Origin of the sequence: Streptomyces sp. NPDC046909, assembly GCF_040644695.1 — a bacterium.
In the GTDB taxonomy this organism is placed as follows: domain Bacteria; phylum Actinomycetota; class Actinomycetes; order Streptomycetales; family Streptomycetaceae; genus Streptomyces.
In genome coordinates this window covers 228,077-241,921 of record NZ_JBEYXC010000010.1, presented here as the reverse complement: position 1 = coordinate 241,921, position 13,845 = coordinate 228,077, and the positions used below count along the sequence as shown (strand labels likewise).

9 protein-coding genes and 1 riboswitch are annotated in these 13,845 nt (G+C 71.4%); of the genes, 5 read left to right on the top strand and 4 right to left on the bottom strand.

Annotated features, from left to right (window positions below):
* Nucleotides 1-153: 153 nt before the first annotated feature.
* On the bottom strand, nucleotides 154-1,293 hold the full coding sequence (locus tag ABZ928_RS31635) for an AAA family ATPase (RefSeq protein ID WP_361526392.1): 1,140 nt from the start codon (nucleotides 1,291-1,293) through the stop codon (nucleotides 154-156).
* A 146-nt stretch (nucleotides 1,294-1,439) separates the two neighbouring features.
* Between ABZ928_RS31635 and ABZ928_RS31630 the strand changes: the two genes are divergently transcribed.
* A complete protein-coding gene (locus tag ABZ928_RS31630) occupies nucleotides 1,440-2,789 on the top strand; it encodes an SWIM zinc finger family protein (RefSeq protein ID WP_361526389.1) in 1,350 nt (449 codons plus the stop codon).
* A 488-nt stretch (nucleotides 2,790-3,277) separates the two neighbouring features.
* The gene (locus tag ABZ928_RS31625; protein WP_361526386.1) at nucleotides 3,278-4,900 is read left to right on the top strand and encodes a DUF5691 domain-containing protein; all 1,623 of its coding nucleotides are present in this window, start codon (nucleotides 3,278-3,280) and stop codon (nucleotides 4,898-4,900) included.
* A gap of 134 nt (nucleotides 4,901-5,034) precedes the next feature.
* Here ABZ928_RS31625 and ABZ928_RS31620 read toward each other — a convergent pair whose 3' ends face one another.
* Entirely contained in the window at nucleotides 5,035-5,451 is a 417-nt protein-coding gene (locus tag ABZ928_RS31620; protein WP_361526384.1) for a cobalamin B12-binding domain-containing protein, read from the bottom strand.
* Nucleotides 5,452-5,966: 515 nt separating this feature from the next.
* Here ABZ928_RS31620 and ABZ928_RS31615 point away from each other — a divergent pair.
* Together ABZ928_RS31615 and ABZ928_RS31610 are read left to right on the top strand one after the other, a co-directional pair.
* Nucleotides 5,967-6,833, top strand: a complete 867-nt coding sequence (locus ABZ928_RS31615; protein WP_361526381.1) for an alpha/beta fold hydrolase — start codon at nucleotides 5,967-5,969, stop codon at nucleotides 6,831-6,833.
* 225 nt (nucleotides 6,834-7,058) lie between these two features.
* Entirely contained in the window at nucleotides 7,059-8,474 is a 1,416-nt protein-coding gene (locus tag ABZ928_RS31610; protein ID WP_361526706.1) for a M23 family metallopeptidase, read from the top strand.
* An 80-nt stretch (nucleotides 8,475-8,554) separates the two neighbouring features.
* Here the strand turns inward: ABZ928_RS31610 and pcrA are convergent, their stop codons facing one another.
* Both pcrA and ABZ928_RS31600 read right to left on the bottom strand, forming a co-directional pair.
* Nucleotides 8,555-11,044 (bottom strand): DNA helicase PcrA, encoded by a 2,490-nt coding sequence (gene pcrA, locus ABZ928_RS31605; RefSeq protein ID WP_361526379.1) that lies wholly within the window; start codon nucleotides 11,042-11,044, stop codon nucleotides 8,555-8,557.
* A gap of 61 nt (nucleotides 11,045-11,105) precedes the next feature.
* On the bottom strand, nucleotides 11,106-12,197 hold the full coding sequence (locus ABZ928_RS31600) for a ScyD/ScyE family protein (protein ID WP_361526376.1): 1,092 nt from the start codon (nucleotides 12,195-12,197) through the stop codon (nucleotides 11,106-11,108).
* Nucleotides 12,198-12,468: 271 nt separating this feature from the next.
* Nucleotides 12,469-12,641, top strand: a riboswitch (cyclic di-AMP (ydaO/yuaA leader).
* A gap of 8 nt (nucleotides 12,642-12,649) precedes the next feature.
* Here ABZ928_RS31600 and ABZ928_RS31595 point away from each other — a divergent pair.
* Nucleotides 12,650-13,819: an NlpC/P60 family protein gene (locus tag ABZ928_RS31595; protein ID WP_361526374.1), complete on the top strand. Its 1,170-nt coding sequence runs from the start codon at nucleotides 12,650-12,652 to the stop codon at nucleotides 13,817-13,819.
* Nucleotides 13,820-13,845: the final 26 nt, after the last annotated feature.

Here is a 13,845-nt window from a genome sequence, read left to right as displayed (position 1 = left end):
CCTCAACCCCACCGACGACTCCCCCGCACTCCCCCATGACCACCGATCCGCCCGACCCCTGACTCCCGCCCGAGCCACCGGCCCCCCCGGATCCGCCGGATCCACCCGATCCCTGGCCCCCGCCCGGGCGCCCCCACCCCAGGTCGTCCCCGCTCACGCGCTCACCTCCCGGCAGGCCCGGTAGAAGTCCTTCCAGTCGTCCCGCTCCCGCACGACGGCCTCCAGGTACTCCTGCCAGATGACGCGGTCGGCGGCCGGGTCGCGGACGACGGCGCCGAGGATGCCCGCGGCGACGTCGGCGGCCCGCAGTACGCCGTCGCCGAAGTGGGCGGCGAGGGCGAGGCCGTTGGTGACGACGGAGATGGCCTCGGCCGTGGACAGGGTGCCGCTGGGCGACTTGACCTTGGTGCGGCCGTCCGATGTGACGCCGTCGCGCAGTTCACGGAAGACGGTGACCACGCGGCGGATCTCGTCGATCCCCTCCGGCACGGCGGGCAGGTCGAGGGAGCGGCCGATCTGGTCGACGCGCCGCGAGACGATGTCGACCTCGGCCTCGACGCTCTCCGGCAGCGGCAGCACGACCGTGTTGAAGCGGCGGCGCAGGGCGCTGGAGAGGTCGTTGACCCCGCGGTCGCGGTCGTTGGCCGTGGCGATGAGGTTGAAGCCGCGGACGGCCTGCACCTCCTGCCCCAACTCCGGTATCGGCAGCGTCTTCTCGGACAGGATGGTGATGAGCGTGTCCTGGACGTCGGCGGGGATTCGGGTCAGCTCCTCCACTCGCGCCGTCATCCCCTCCGCCATGGCCCGCATCACCGGGCTGGGGACGAGCGCGTCGCGGCTCGGACCGTGCGCGAGCAGCTGCGCGTAGTTCCAGCCGTACCGGATCGCCTCCTCCGGTGTGCCGGCCGTGCCCTGCACCAGCAGGGTCGAGTCGCCGCTGACGGCGGCGGCCAGGTGTTCGGACACCCAGGTCTTTGCCGTTCCGGGCACGCCGAGCAGAAGCAGGGCCCGGTCGGTGGCGAGCGTGGTGACGGCGACCTCGACGATGCGGCGCGGGCCCACGTACTTCGGTGTGATCACGGTGCCGTCGGGCAGGGTGCCGCCGAGCAGGTACGTCGCCACCGCCCACGGCGACATCCTCCAGCGGGCCGGGCGCGGGCGGTCGTCCTGTGCGGCCAGCGCGGCGAGTTCGGCGGCGAAGGTGTCCTCGGCGTGCGGCCGCAACTCCTCCGACCGCTCGTGCTCGGGTGATGCGGATGCTTCGACGGACATCGCGTCCACGGACACAGACATGGCTGAGAGCCCCCTCCAGCTCGGCCGGTTCGGATCTGGCATCCACGTTGCACCACGCCACTGACAACGCGATCCGACCTGCGAAAACGTGCTGGCGAGGCCGCTCGCCGGACCGATTGTCAGTGGTGGGATCTACCGTCGAAGACATGACTCAGCAGGGGGTGCGCTGGAGCGCGGACCAGGTGCTGGCGCTGGCGCCTGACGCCGCGTCACGCAAAGCGGGAAGCAAACTCGGGGCGGCGGGGCCGTGGTCCGAGGCGGGGAGTTCCGACGAGGGGACGGTGTGGGGGCTGTGCAAGGGGAGTGGCAGCAAGCCGTATCAGACGGTCGTCGACATCGCGGACGTGTCGGGGCCGGCGTACAAGTGCAGTTGCCCGAGCCGCAAGTTCCCGTGCAAGCACGCACTCGGGCTGCTGCTGCTCTGGGCGGGCGAGGACGGGGCGGTGCCGCGGGGGCAGGCACCGGACTGGGCCGAGCAGTGGCTGGCGGGGAGGCGGAAGCGCGCGGAGGAGAAGAAGGGGACGGCACCGTCCGCCACCGGCACCGGTGATCCGGAGGCGGCGCGGCGCAGAGCGGAGCGCCGGGCCACGCTGGTCACCGCGGGGGCGACGGAGCTGGAGCAGCGCCTCGCGGACCTGCTGCGCGGCGGGCTGGCGGGCGCGGAGCAGGCGGGGTACGGGCTGTGGGAGGAGACGGCGGCCCGTATGGTCGACGCCCAGGCACCCGGACTCGCCGCGAGAGTGCGGGAGTTGGGTGCGATCCCGGCGTCCGGGCCGGGGTGGCCGGTGCGGTTGCTGGAGGAGTGCGCGCTCCTCCATCTCCTCGACCAGGGCTGGCTGCACCGGGAGGGGCTGCCCGACGGCCTCGCGGCGACGGTCCGTTCCCGTATCGGTCTGCCCGCCTCGGCGGACGGACCGGCAGTGCGGGACCGCTGGCTGGTGCTCGCCCAGTACGACACGGCGGACGCCAAGCTGACGACCCGTCGCATCTGGCTGTACGGCGCCGAGTCCGGCCGTACCGCCCTGCTCCTCTCCTACGGCGCCGCCGGCCGCGCCCCCGAACTGGCCCTGCCGGTGGGGCTGGTCCTGGAGGCCGAGGTGTCGGCGTACCCGGGGGCCGGACAGCTGCGGGCCGCCCTGGGCGAACAGTTCGCGCCACCCGCGCCCTCACCGACCAGACCTCCGGGCATATCGACCAGCCAAGCGGCCGCCCGCTACGGCGAGGCCCTCCGCGACGACCCCTGGCTGGACTCCGTCCCGGTGACCCTCGACCGCGTGGTCCCGGCCCCGGACGGCGACACCTGGCAACTGGCGGACGCCGACGAGGAGACGGCCCTCCCCCTCACCCCGACCGCCCGCTCCCGCCCCGGCCTGTGGCGCCTGGTCGCCCTCTCCGGCGGCGCCCCGGTCAAGGTCTTCGGCGAGTGCGGCCACCGCGGCTTCACCCCGCTGACGGCCTGGCCGGAGGGGACGGGCGAGCCGGTACGGCTGTACTGAGCCGCCCCGCCCGAGCGGCGCGCTCCGCCAGCCGGCACAACCACAACACCGCACGGCTCGGTCCGACAGCCGACGCGACAGCGCCAGGCCCGACCGGACCAACACCAACACCAACACGCGGATGTCCATGGACGCCCGCACCACCGGCACCGGCCGCGCGACACCCGCGCACCCCGACGCCGATCCCCATTCATCGACCTGGGAGCAGACACGCACACCAACGTCCACGCCACCCGCACCGGCCGCACGGCACCCGCTGACACGCACCAGCACAAGCACGGGGACGACGACACCCACATCAGCCGTACCGCCCGGACCGCGCACACGGACGACGACGACACGCACATCACTCGCACTGCCCGCACCGACGACAACGTCCACGCCACCCGAAGCAACCGCACAGCACACACCGGCTCCGACGCCTGTGTCACCCGATGCACCCGACGCACGCGGTGTCACCACCGAGGCGCCCTACGGAAGGGACCCGCATGAACAGCACGTCCACACCTGTGGATGCGCCCGCGCAGGGCGTCTGGGAGGAGCTCGTCACCGTCGCTCTGCTCGGGACGGAGCGGCGGCCGCCGGCGGGCGGGGTGCCGGGGCGGGAAGCGCCGGTCGTGCTGCTGGACGCGGCGGCGACGGAGACCGTACGGCGGCGGGCCGGGCTGCGGCCCGCCCGTGCGGCGGCGCGGCCGGAACCGGCGCCCGAGGACCGGCGCCCCGCGCTGCCCGCCGCCGCGGCCCGCAGGCTGGCGATGCTGCTGGCGGACCGTCCGGGCGCGGGCGGTGGCGGTCGTCGGGGCACGGCACCCGACCTGATGGAGCTGCTGCCGCAGTGGCTGGCGGTGGCGAACGCGCGGGGGTTCGCGGCGCCCCCGGAGATACTGCCGGCCCTGCTCGACGCGGCGCGGGGCCGTACCGATCTGCGGCCGGCGGCGCTGGCGTTCGCCGGGCCGCGTGCCCTGTGGCTGGCCAGGCTGAACGCGGACTGGCGGTTCGCCCTGCGTGCGGCGCCGGGCGGGGACGCGGCGCTGCCGCATCCGCAGGACACCGCTCGGGTCCAGCGGCTGTGGCAGGAGGGGCTGTTCGCGGAGCGGGTCGCGCTGCTCGCCGCGCTACGGGCCCGGGAGCCCGCCGCCGCGCGGGAGTTGCTGGTGACGACGTGGGGGACGGAGCGGGCCGAGGACCGGCTGATGTTCCTCGACTCGCTGCGGACGGGGCTCGGCGCGCAGGACGAGCCGTTCCTGGAGCAGGCGTTGGCCGACCGGAGCCGTAATGTCCGGGCGACGGCGGCCGAGTTGCTGTCGGCGCTGCCGGGTTCCGCGCTCGCCGCGCGGATGGCGGTGCGGGCGTCGGCGTGCGTGGCGCTGGACCGTACGCGGGAGACGCCGACGCTCACCGTTGAGGCTCCGCACGAGTGCGACGCGAGCATGGAGCGGGACGGTGTCGTGTCCAAGGCTCCGGCGGGACGGGGTGAACGGTCGTGGTGGTTCGGCCAGTTGGTGGAGGCGGCACCGCTGGGGACGTGGTCGGCGCGGCTCGGTGGACGGACGCCCGAGGAGATCGTGGCGCTGCCGGTGACGGACGACTGGCGGTCCGAACTGCACGCGGCGTGGTGCCGGGCGGCGGTGCGGCAGCGGGACGCCGGGTGGGCGCGGGCGCTGCTGGGCGCTCCCGCGGCGCCCGAGGCCGGGGGGCCGGGAGCGGTGTCCCTGGCGGAGCGGGCCAAGTTGCTGGGCACGTTGGGCTCCGCCGAGCGGGCCGAGTGGGTGGCGGGGTTCATCTCGGCGCACGGGTTGTCGGAGGCGTTTCAGTTGCTCGGGGGGTGTGGGGTGCCGTGGGCCGCGCCGCTGGGGCGGGCTGTGGTGGACGCGCTCAACATCGCTCGGGACGCGGGGAGTTATCCATGGAGTTTCAGTGGGGTGATGGGGCTGGCCGAGCGGTGCCTCGATCCTTCGGAGGCGGGGCGGCTGGACGCGTTGATGGCGGTGCCGGACGAGTCGGAGGACGCGTCGCCCGGGGCGGGGGGCTATTGGGCGGAGGCGTTTCAGAGGCTGGTCACGACGTTGCGGTTGCGTGCGGCGATGGCTGCGGAGTTGGGGGCGGCGTAGGAGTTCGGGTGCGGTGCGTGGGGGCTGGGCGGGGGTGGCTCGCGCGGCCCGGCGCCAGCGGGGTGCCGCCTCTCTTTGGGTCGGGAGCCGCCCCTAGCGGCACGCCTGCCCGCAAGCCAGGCGTACCGGATGGACTACGCCCCCGCCGACTCCCGCACGTTCTCCCTGACCCACTCCACGATCGACTGGGTCGTCGCCCCCGGAGTGAAGATCTCCGCGACGCCCTTCTCTTTCAGGGGGGCGATGTCGGCCTCGGGGATGATGCCGCCGCCGAAGACGAGGATGTCCGCGGCGTCGCGCTCCTTGAGGAGGTCGATGACCGCGGCGAAGAGGGTGTTGTGGGCGCCGGAGAGGATGGAGAGGCCGATCGCGTCGGCGTCCTCCTGGATCGCGGTGTCGACGATCTGTTCGGGGGTCTGGTGGAGGCCGGTGTAGATGACCTCCATGCCCGCGTCGCGCAGGGCCCGTGCGATGACCTTGGCCCCGCGATCGTGGCCGTCGAGCCCCGGCTTGGCCACCACCACGCGGATCGGACCGGCTGCCACACCCATCACTGCCTCCAGCAAGCGACTCCGTCTTCCTCACACACCGTCGTACGAGGAAGTGAACGAACGTTATCTCCAGCATCCCGTAACCCGCAGTTTCGCGGTGCTGACCGAGGGGGAAATCACACGGTGGGACACGTTCGCCGCGCACCGTTCCGAGTCTTTGCGGCACAGGGACCGCAGAAGACCGCGGCACCCGTACCGCAGCGGGAGCAAGCGCAACGGGAGCCGCAACGAGGTCGCCGCACCACCGCGCCGCGGGCCGCGCGACGTGACGGTGCGACGCGTCGGCGCCGGCACGAAGGGCACGTAGGGCAGGTAAGGCACGACAGCGGGGAGCCTCGTCGCCACACCGGCAAGGAGCCTCGTCACGTCATCGGCGCAGCACGCTCCACCCGCGCCGCGCGCCGCACTCACCCCACGCGCCCTCCGCATGCCGCGCCGAAGGCCTCGATCGCGCCCTCCCACGAGGGCACACGGGGGACAGAGCCGTCCTCACGTGTGCCGACAGGAGGTCGGCCATGAAGGTCACCAGGGCAGTGGCGCCCTTTCTTCCGCTCTGTCAGCGGCTGCTCCCGAGCAGACTGGCGGGCCTGTCCGTGGCGCTGCTGAAGGCGACCGCCCTGGAGATCGCGATCCTGGCCGGACACCTCCTGCTCTATCCCTCCGGCGTCCTGCAAGAGCGCCGCGCGCCGGCCGTCCCGCTCCCCTCCCCGGACGGCCCCGCGCAGCTGCCGACGGAGGCCAAGCCGCCGGTCGTCCTGCTGCACGGCTTCATCGACAACCGCTCGGTCTTCGTACTCCTGCGCCGCAGCCTGCTCCAGCACGGGCACCGGCAGGTCGAGTCGCTCAACTACTCCCCCCTGACGTGCGACATCCGCACCGCGGCCGAGCTGCTCGGCCGGCACATAGAGGGGATCTGCGAGCGCACGGGCAGCAAGCAGGTCGATGTCGTCGGGCACAGCCTGGGCGGGCTGATCGCGCGTTATTACGTGCAGTGCCTCGGCGGCGACCTCCGGGTGCGCACGCTGGTCACGCTCGGCACCCCGCACTCCGGCACCCGGGTGGTGCCGCTGGCGGACGCGCACCCGATCGTGCGGCAGATGCGCCCCGGCTCGGACGTCCTGGAGGAACTGACCCGCCCGGCGCCCGGCTGCCGTACGCATTTCGTGAGTTTCTGGAGCGATCTCGACCATCTGATGGACCCGTTGGAGACCGCCTGCATCGACCATCCCGATCTGATGGTGCAGAACATCCGGGTCAGCGGTATCGGGCATCTCGCCCTGCCGGTGCACCCGGCCGTCGCGACCGGGATACGGCAGGCCCTCGACTCGACCCGGACAGGAGCCGCAGCCGCCGCCCACGCCGGCGGCCTGACAGTGGCGTAACAGCCGGCGGACAGCCGTCCAACATCGAACAATCTTCGAACACAGGGCCAAACTCGCGTCCGCAGTCCCCCGAAACACGGCCGAATGCCCGTTTCCTGAAGGCGCGAAACCTGCCGAAGATTGTCGTGCCCGCGTACCGCCGGGTACAGTCACCGCACTGCTCTGGCAGCCCCTGTTGTCGAGGCGAAAGAGAAGTTGGTGAACGACCCGTACCCGTCGGGGATCATGACGACCCCGGCTCCGGCTTCCGATGCCACGGCGCACTACGCGTCGTACGGCACGCAGGAGGCTCAGTACGGTGACTACGCCACTTACGGCTACGACACGGGCGCACACACCACCGGGCACTTCGACACGGACCCGCTCTTCGGCAGTCTCCCCGGTGACGACACCGGGTCGTACGACGCCCATCAGTGGTCCACGGGCGGCCATCAGACCCTGAACTACGACGCGTACGCGGCCCAGCACCACGCCGCCTACGACACCGGCGCGTACGACACGACCGGCTGGACCGGCGAGCACCAGCAGCTCTCCGCGATCCCGCCGCAGGCCGGTGCCGCCGACGTCAGCGGGCAGTGGGACGCGGGCGCCTGGCTCCAGCCCGACCAGTCCGGGAACGCGGCCGACCAGACCCAGCACTGGCAGTGGGGCACGCAGACCTTCGACACCGGCGCGTACGACGCCACGCAGTGGAACTCCGACGGCGACGACGCGACTCAGCAGCATGAGGAGTCCGTCGACCACCAGTCGACGACGATGTTCGAGCAGGTCGGCTACGAGGAACCGGCCGCCCATGACGTCGAGTTGAGCGCCACCGGTGAGCTGCCCGCGCTCCTCGACGATCAGGAAGACCCCGCCCCCGCGCCCGCCCCGGGCTCGCGCATGGCCGCCCGCAACGCCGGCCGCTCCCGCCGCCGTCCGCCCGCCAAGCGCTCCGCGCTGATGAAGATCGCGGTGCCCTCCGCGTGCGTCATGGGGGTCACGGGCATCGCCGCCGCCTCCGTCGGCAGCATGAGCGACGGCAAGGACACCTCGGCGTCCGCGTCCGACGCGACGACCAAGTCCGTCAAGCCGTCCGCCGCGAACAACAAGCTGGACACCCAGCTGGAGAGCCTCTCCGCGGGCGCCGACGACTTCGCCGACCGGGCCAGCCGTACGCAGGAACGCATCGACCTCAAGGCCCAGCAGGCGGCCGAGAAGAAGAAGGCGGCGGAGGAGGCGGCCCGCAAGGAGCGGCTGCGCCCCAAGTTCGCGCTCCCGGTCGCACAGAGGGGCCTCAGCGCCTACTTCGGCCAGGCCGGCGTCAACTGGATGTCCGTGCACACCGGCATCGACTTCCCCGTCTCGTACGGCACGACCGTGATGGCCGCGACCGACGGCACCGTGCGCACGCAGTGGAACAGCGCCTACGGCAACATGATGATCGTGACCGCGAAGGACGGTACGGAGACGTGGTACTGCCACCTCTCCAGCTACCGCGTGGCCTCCGGTACGACGGTCAAGGCCGGCGACCCGATCGCGTACAGCGGCAACTCCGGCAACTCGACCGGCCCGCACCTGCACTTCGAGGTGCGCCCGGCGGGCGGTTCGGCGATCGACCCGCTCCCGTGGCTGCGCAGCCACGGCTTGGACCCGACGTAAGCAGCAGCCGGCCGTACGCCCCCACCACGTTGTGAGCCCCCGCACTTCACAGCAGCGGGGGCTCACTCACGTAACGGCTCTTACAGTTTGTCCACCGGCGCGTACCGCAGCAGCAACCGCTTCGGCTTGCTGTCCCCGAAGTCGATCGTCGCCTCCGCGTTCGCGCCCGTGCCCTTCACCGAGGTCACCGTGCCGAGCCCGAACTGGTCGTGGGTGACCCGGTCACCGACGGCCAGTGAGACGACCGGCTTCTCGGCGGCACGCCGCGTGGCGAAGCCGGACGCGCCGGAGGCCGACGAACGGGACCGGGACGAGGACAGCGAGGCCGCGACACCCGACGCCGGCCCGGAGGACACCGGCGCGGTCGTCGCACCGGTCCGCTTCCAGTCCACATGCTGCTCCGGGATCTCCGACAGGAACCGCGAGGGCGGGTTGTACGACGGCTGCCCCCACGCGCTGCGCAGGGACGAGCGGGTCAGATACAGCCGCTCACGCGCGCGCGTGATCCCGACGTACGCGAGCCGCCGTTCCTCCTCCAGTTCCTTGGTCTGGCCGAGGGAGCGCATGTGCGGGAAGACGCCGTCTTCCATGCCGGTGAGGAAGACGACCGGGAACTCGAGTCCCTTGGCGGTGTGGAGAGTCATCAGGGTGATGACTCCGGAGCCGTCCTCGTCCTCGTCGGGGATCTGGTCGGAGTCGGCGACGAGCGCGACCCGCTCCAGGAAGGCGGCGAGCCCGGGGGACTCCTCGCCCTCCCCGGTCTCCTGCTCGAACTCCAGGGCCACGGCGGCGAGTTCCTGGAGGTTCTCGATCCGGGTCTCGTCCTGTGGGTCGGTGGAGGCCTGCAACTCGGCGAGATAGCCGGTGCGTTCGAGCACCGCCTCCAGGACGGTCGCGGGTCCGGCGCCGGACTCGACGATCGTACGGAGCTCCTCCATCAGCACGTTGAACCGCTTCACGGCGTTCGTCGACCGCGCGGCCATGCCGTACGCCTCGTCGACCCGCTTGAGGGCCTGCGGGAAGCTGATCTTCTCCCTCTGGGAGAGGGCGTCGATCATCGCCTCGGCGCGCTCTCCGATGCCCCGCTTGGGGACGTTGAGGATCCGGCGCAGCGGCACCGAGTCCTCGGGGTTGGCCAGCACTCGGAGGTAGGCCAGGACGTCCCGGACCTCCTTGCGCTCGTAGAAGCGGACACCGCCGACGACCTTGTAGGGCAGGCCGACGCGGATGAAGATCTCCTCGAAGACTCGGGACTGGGCGTTGGTGCGGTAGAAGACGGCGACATCGCCGGCCTTCGCGTCGCCCGCGTCCGTCAGTCGGTCTATCTCCTCGGCGACGAACTGCGCCTCGTCGTGCTCGGTGTCCGCGACATAGCCGGTGATGCGCGCGCCCGCGCCCGCGTTGGTCCACAGGTTCTTGGGGCGGCGGGACTCGTTGCGCTCGATGACCGCGTTGGCGGCGGACAGGATGGTCTGCGTGGAGCGGTAGTTCTGCTCCAGCAGGATCGTCGTCGCGTTCGGGTAGTCCTCCTCGAACTGGAGGATGTTGCGGATCGTCGCGCCGCGGAAGGCGTAGATCGACTGGTCGGCGTCACCGACGACGCAGAGCTCGGCGGGCGGTACGTCGAACTCGTTGGGCGGTACGTCCTCAGCATGCGAGCCGGTCCCGACCAGTTCCCGCACCAGCGCGTACTGCGCGTGGTTGGTGTCCTGGTACTCGTCGACCAGGACGTGCCGGAAGCGGCGGCGGTAGTGCTCGGCGACGTCCGGGAAGGCACGCAGCAGGTTGACCGTCGTCATGATCAGGTCGTCGAAGTCGAGGGCGTTGGCCTCGCGCAGCCGCGACTGGTACATGGCGTAGGCCTGGGCGAGGGTCTTCTCGAAGCCGTCGGTGGCCTGGGCGGCGAAGTCCTCCTCGTCGATCAGCTCGTTCTTGAGATTGCTGATCTTGGCGCTGAAGGACTTGGGCGGGAAGCGCTTGGGGTCGAGGTCGAGGTCACGGCAGACCAGGGCCATCAGACGCTTGGAGTCGGCCGCGTCGTAGATCGAGAACGACGACGTGAAGCCGAGCTTCTTGGACTCCCGCCGGAGAATCCGTACGCACGCGCTGTGGAACGTCATGACCCACATCGCGTTCGCGCGCGGGCCGACGAGCTGCTCGACGCGCTCCTTCATCTCGCCCGCGGCCTTGTTGGTGAAGGTGATCGCGAGGATCTGGCCCGGGTGGACGTTCCGCTCGGCCAGCAGGTAGGCGATGCGGTGGGTGAGCACGCGCGTCTTGCCGGAGCCGGCACCGGCCACGATGAGCAGCGGGGTGTCGGAGTGGATCACCGCCGCGCGCTGGTTCTCGTTGAGCCCGTCGATCAGCGCGGCCGCGTCCAGGACCGGCCGCGGTGCGCCGTCCCGGTAGTAGCCGTCCCGGTCCGGCGGCACGTCGAACTTCCCGCCGAACAGATCGTCCGGAACGGGTTCCGGTCCGTGCTCGTCCTCGGGCGGCGGCGGGGGTTCCTCCTCGTGCCCCTGAGGGGCCTGGAGGTTCGCCAGGAAGCTGTCGTCAAAGAGGCCTGTCATCGCTCTCCGAGTCTAGGGCTCCCCACTGACACCCCGCCGCCGCCCCGGGAACTCGGGCGCATCAGAACCCGAGGATCTTCCAGACCTGCCCGCCGGGCGTCTTCTTGCCCTCCATGACCGTCCCGTCACGGTCCGCGACCGACCAGGCGGACACGTACACCTTGCCGTCGTACGGGTCGACGGCCAGGCCCGCCGGGAACGGCACCTTCACGTTCGTACGCTTGCCGCCGGAGACCTTGGTCACGACACCCTGGAGGAGCTGGCTGACGTACAGATCACCACGGTCGTTGAGGGCGATCCCGGTGATCGGTCCGAAGCCGGACTTCCAGCCGAGGATCTTGCCGGTCCGGGGGTCGACCTTCCACACGCGCGCGGTGGGCTTCTCGGTGAGGCCGTTGAGCTCGCCGACGTAGAGGTTGCCGTCGGGGCCGAGGGCGAGGGAGGTGGGGACGGTCTCGTGCTTGTCGTGGTCGGGGAAGACGGTGAAGGGGCGGGCCTTGCCGTGCGGGGAGACGACGACCAGGTCATTGCCGGCCGCGTCGGCGACGATCTCGCGGCCGTCGGGGAGGGCGAGGACGGCGTACGGGTTGGACTCCAGGGCCGCCTTGTGGGGGTTGTACCTGAGCTCCACGGCGGTGATGTCGGCGGCGATCTCCGCGGTGCCGTGATCGCCGTTCTGTTCGACGCGGAGCAGCTTGCCGAGCTTGTTCCAGGGCGGGGTCGTGGGGACTCCGGCCTCCGGCGGGGCGAAGGTCTCGACGCCCCAGAGCTCGCCCCAGCGGGCGGAGACGCCGTCGACGCCGGTCGCGAAGCCGCCGTCGGGGGCGGCGCCCGAGGGCAGGCCCCGTACGACCCGGTAGTGCTGCCATGCGCCGCCGTCCCAGTAGATCTTGGTGACGGCGGAGGAGAGGCCGATGCAGGTCTCGCCCTCGGGGCCCTCACCGATGCACTTCTTGCCGCCGCGGCCGGCCTCGGCGACGTACACGTTCCCGTCGGCGTAGGACAGCTGGCGCGGGTTGTCGAGGCCGGTCGCGATGACGCGGACGACGGGTTTGGCGCCGCCGTGACCTCCTGAGGCTGTCGCGGGTGCGATGCCCGCGGTGGCGGCGAGTGCGACTCCGGTGGCGACGACGAGTGACGTACGGGTCTTCATGGCCGTATCCCTCCCACCCACGGGGTGCGTCCGCGGGTCGACTGGAAGGTAGCGGCCATAAGCGGGCGGACGGCTCTACTCCGTAACACTCGGGTCAAAATACGCACAACTCGCCGCAGATCCTTCCGGATTGACCACGCCGAGCGAGGGGCTGACCAAAGGTCACGAAAATGTATCGGGCCTATCGGACATCAACCTTCACAGGGGCCACACCAGTTGGCTACCGTGCCGGACAGGCCGTACGACCTCCACCGGCGAACCTCGCCGGGCCGCGCGGCCTCCGCTCAATCCGGTACGCCCCTGGGGGCGCCCGGAGCCGGGGACCCACACCGACCTTGGGGTGAATCGGCCCGACTCCCTTCACGGGAACGGCCGTAGGGCACACCTTCCGAACCACCCGCCCGAACCCGACAGCTAACTCGGTAGGCGGAACATGGAAGGAGTCGCCACCCTTGGCGTCGCACCGCAAGTCGCCGCCGGCGGGTACGCGCGTAGCAGGCATACGCACCCCCGCCCTCGCCACGGCCGCCCTCACCTCCGTGGCCCTGCTCTCCCAGACGGCCACCGCAGCACCCTCGACCGATGACAAGCCGAGCATCGAGGAAGTCGAGAAGAAGGTCGACGATCTCTACCGCCAGGCGGAGTCGGCGACCGAGAAGTACAACTCGGCCAAGGAGAAGACCACCAAGCAGCGCAAGGAGGTCGACACCCTCCTCGACGACGTCGCCCAGCGCACCCAGAAGCTCAACGAGGCCCGCGAGGAACTCGGTTCCTTCGCCGCGGCCCAGTACCGCACCGGCGCCTCCGCGCCCGACACCGCGACCTTCCTGCTCGCGGACACCCCGCAGGACTACTTCGACCAGACGCAGCTGATGGGCCGCATGACGGACCGTCAGAAGGGCGCGGTCGACGACTACATCACCGAGCAGTCCGCGACGATGAAGAAGCGCCAGGAGGCCACCGAGAGCCTCGCGACGCTCACCGAGTCGCAGAGCGACCTCAAGACCGCCAAGGCGACCGTCCAGCGCAAGCTCTCCGACGCGCGCGAGCTGCTGTCGCAGCTCACCGCCGAGGAGAAGGCCCGGCTCGCGGCGATCGAGAAGCGGAAGCAGGAGGAGGCCGCCCGCAAGGCCGCCGAGCTGGCGAAGCAGCAGGCGGCCGAGCAGAAGGCGGCGGAGGAGGCGGCCGCGGCCGAGGAGGCGGCGAGCGGCTCGTCCTCCGGGACCTCCGGCTCCTCCTCCACCTCCACGGACTCCTCGTACGCCACGAAGGCCGACAAGGCCCTCGCCTTCGCCCGCTCCCAGATCGGCAAGCCGTACGTCTGGGGCGCCACAGGGCCCGACTCCTACGACTGCTCCGGCCTCACCCAGGCCGCCTGGAACGCCGCCGGCATCTCCCTCCCCCGCACCACCTACGACCAGGTCGACTTCGGCACCACGGTCTCCCTCGCCAACGCCCGGCCCGGCGACCTCGTCTTCTTCTACGACGACGTCAGCCACGTCGGCATCTACATCGGCAACGGCATGATGATCCACGCGCCGAAGCCGGGGGCGTACGTCCGCGAGGAGTCGATCTACTACGACGGTGAGTCGGCGATCCACAGCGTGGTGCGGCCCGCCTGACACACGATGGGGTGCGCGGTGGGACG

Coding starts and splice junctions, on each gene's coding strand:
- ABZ928_RS31620 (WP_361526384.1), bottom strand. CDS start 5,451: ATGGGTGTGGCAGCCGGTCCGATCCGCGTGGTGGTGGCCAAGCCGGGG.
- ABZ928_RS31630 (WP_361526389.1), top strand. CDS start 1,440: ATGACTCAGCAGGGGGTGCGCTGGAGCGCGGACCAGGTGCTGGCGCTG.
- ABZ928_RS31600 (WP_361526376.1), bottom strand. CDS start 12,197: ATGAAGACCCGTACGTCACTCGTCGTCGCCACCGGAGTCGCACTCGCC.
- ABZ928_RS31615 (WP_361526381.1), top strand. CDS start 5,967: ATGAAGGTCACCAGGGCAGTGGCGCCCTTTCTTCCGCTCTGTCAGCGG.
- ABZ928_RS31610 (WP_361526706.1), top strand. CDS start 7,059: ATGACGACCCCGGCTCCGGCTTCCGATGCCACGGCGCACTACGCGTCG.
- ABZ928_RS31635 (WP_361526392.1), bottom strand. CDS start 1,293: ATGTCTGTGTCCGTGGACGCGATGTCCGTCGAAGCATCCGCATCACCC.
- ABZ928_RS31625 (WP_361526386.1), top strand. CDS start 3,278: ATGAACAGCACGTCCACACCTGTGGATGCGCCCGCGCAGGGCGTCTGG.
- pcrA (WP_361526379.1), bottom strand. CDS start 11,044: ATGACAGGCCTCTTTGACGACAGCTTCCTGGCGAACCTCCAGGCCCCT.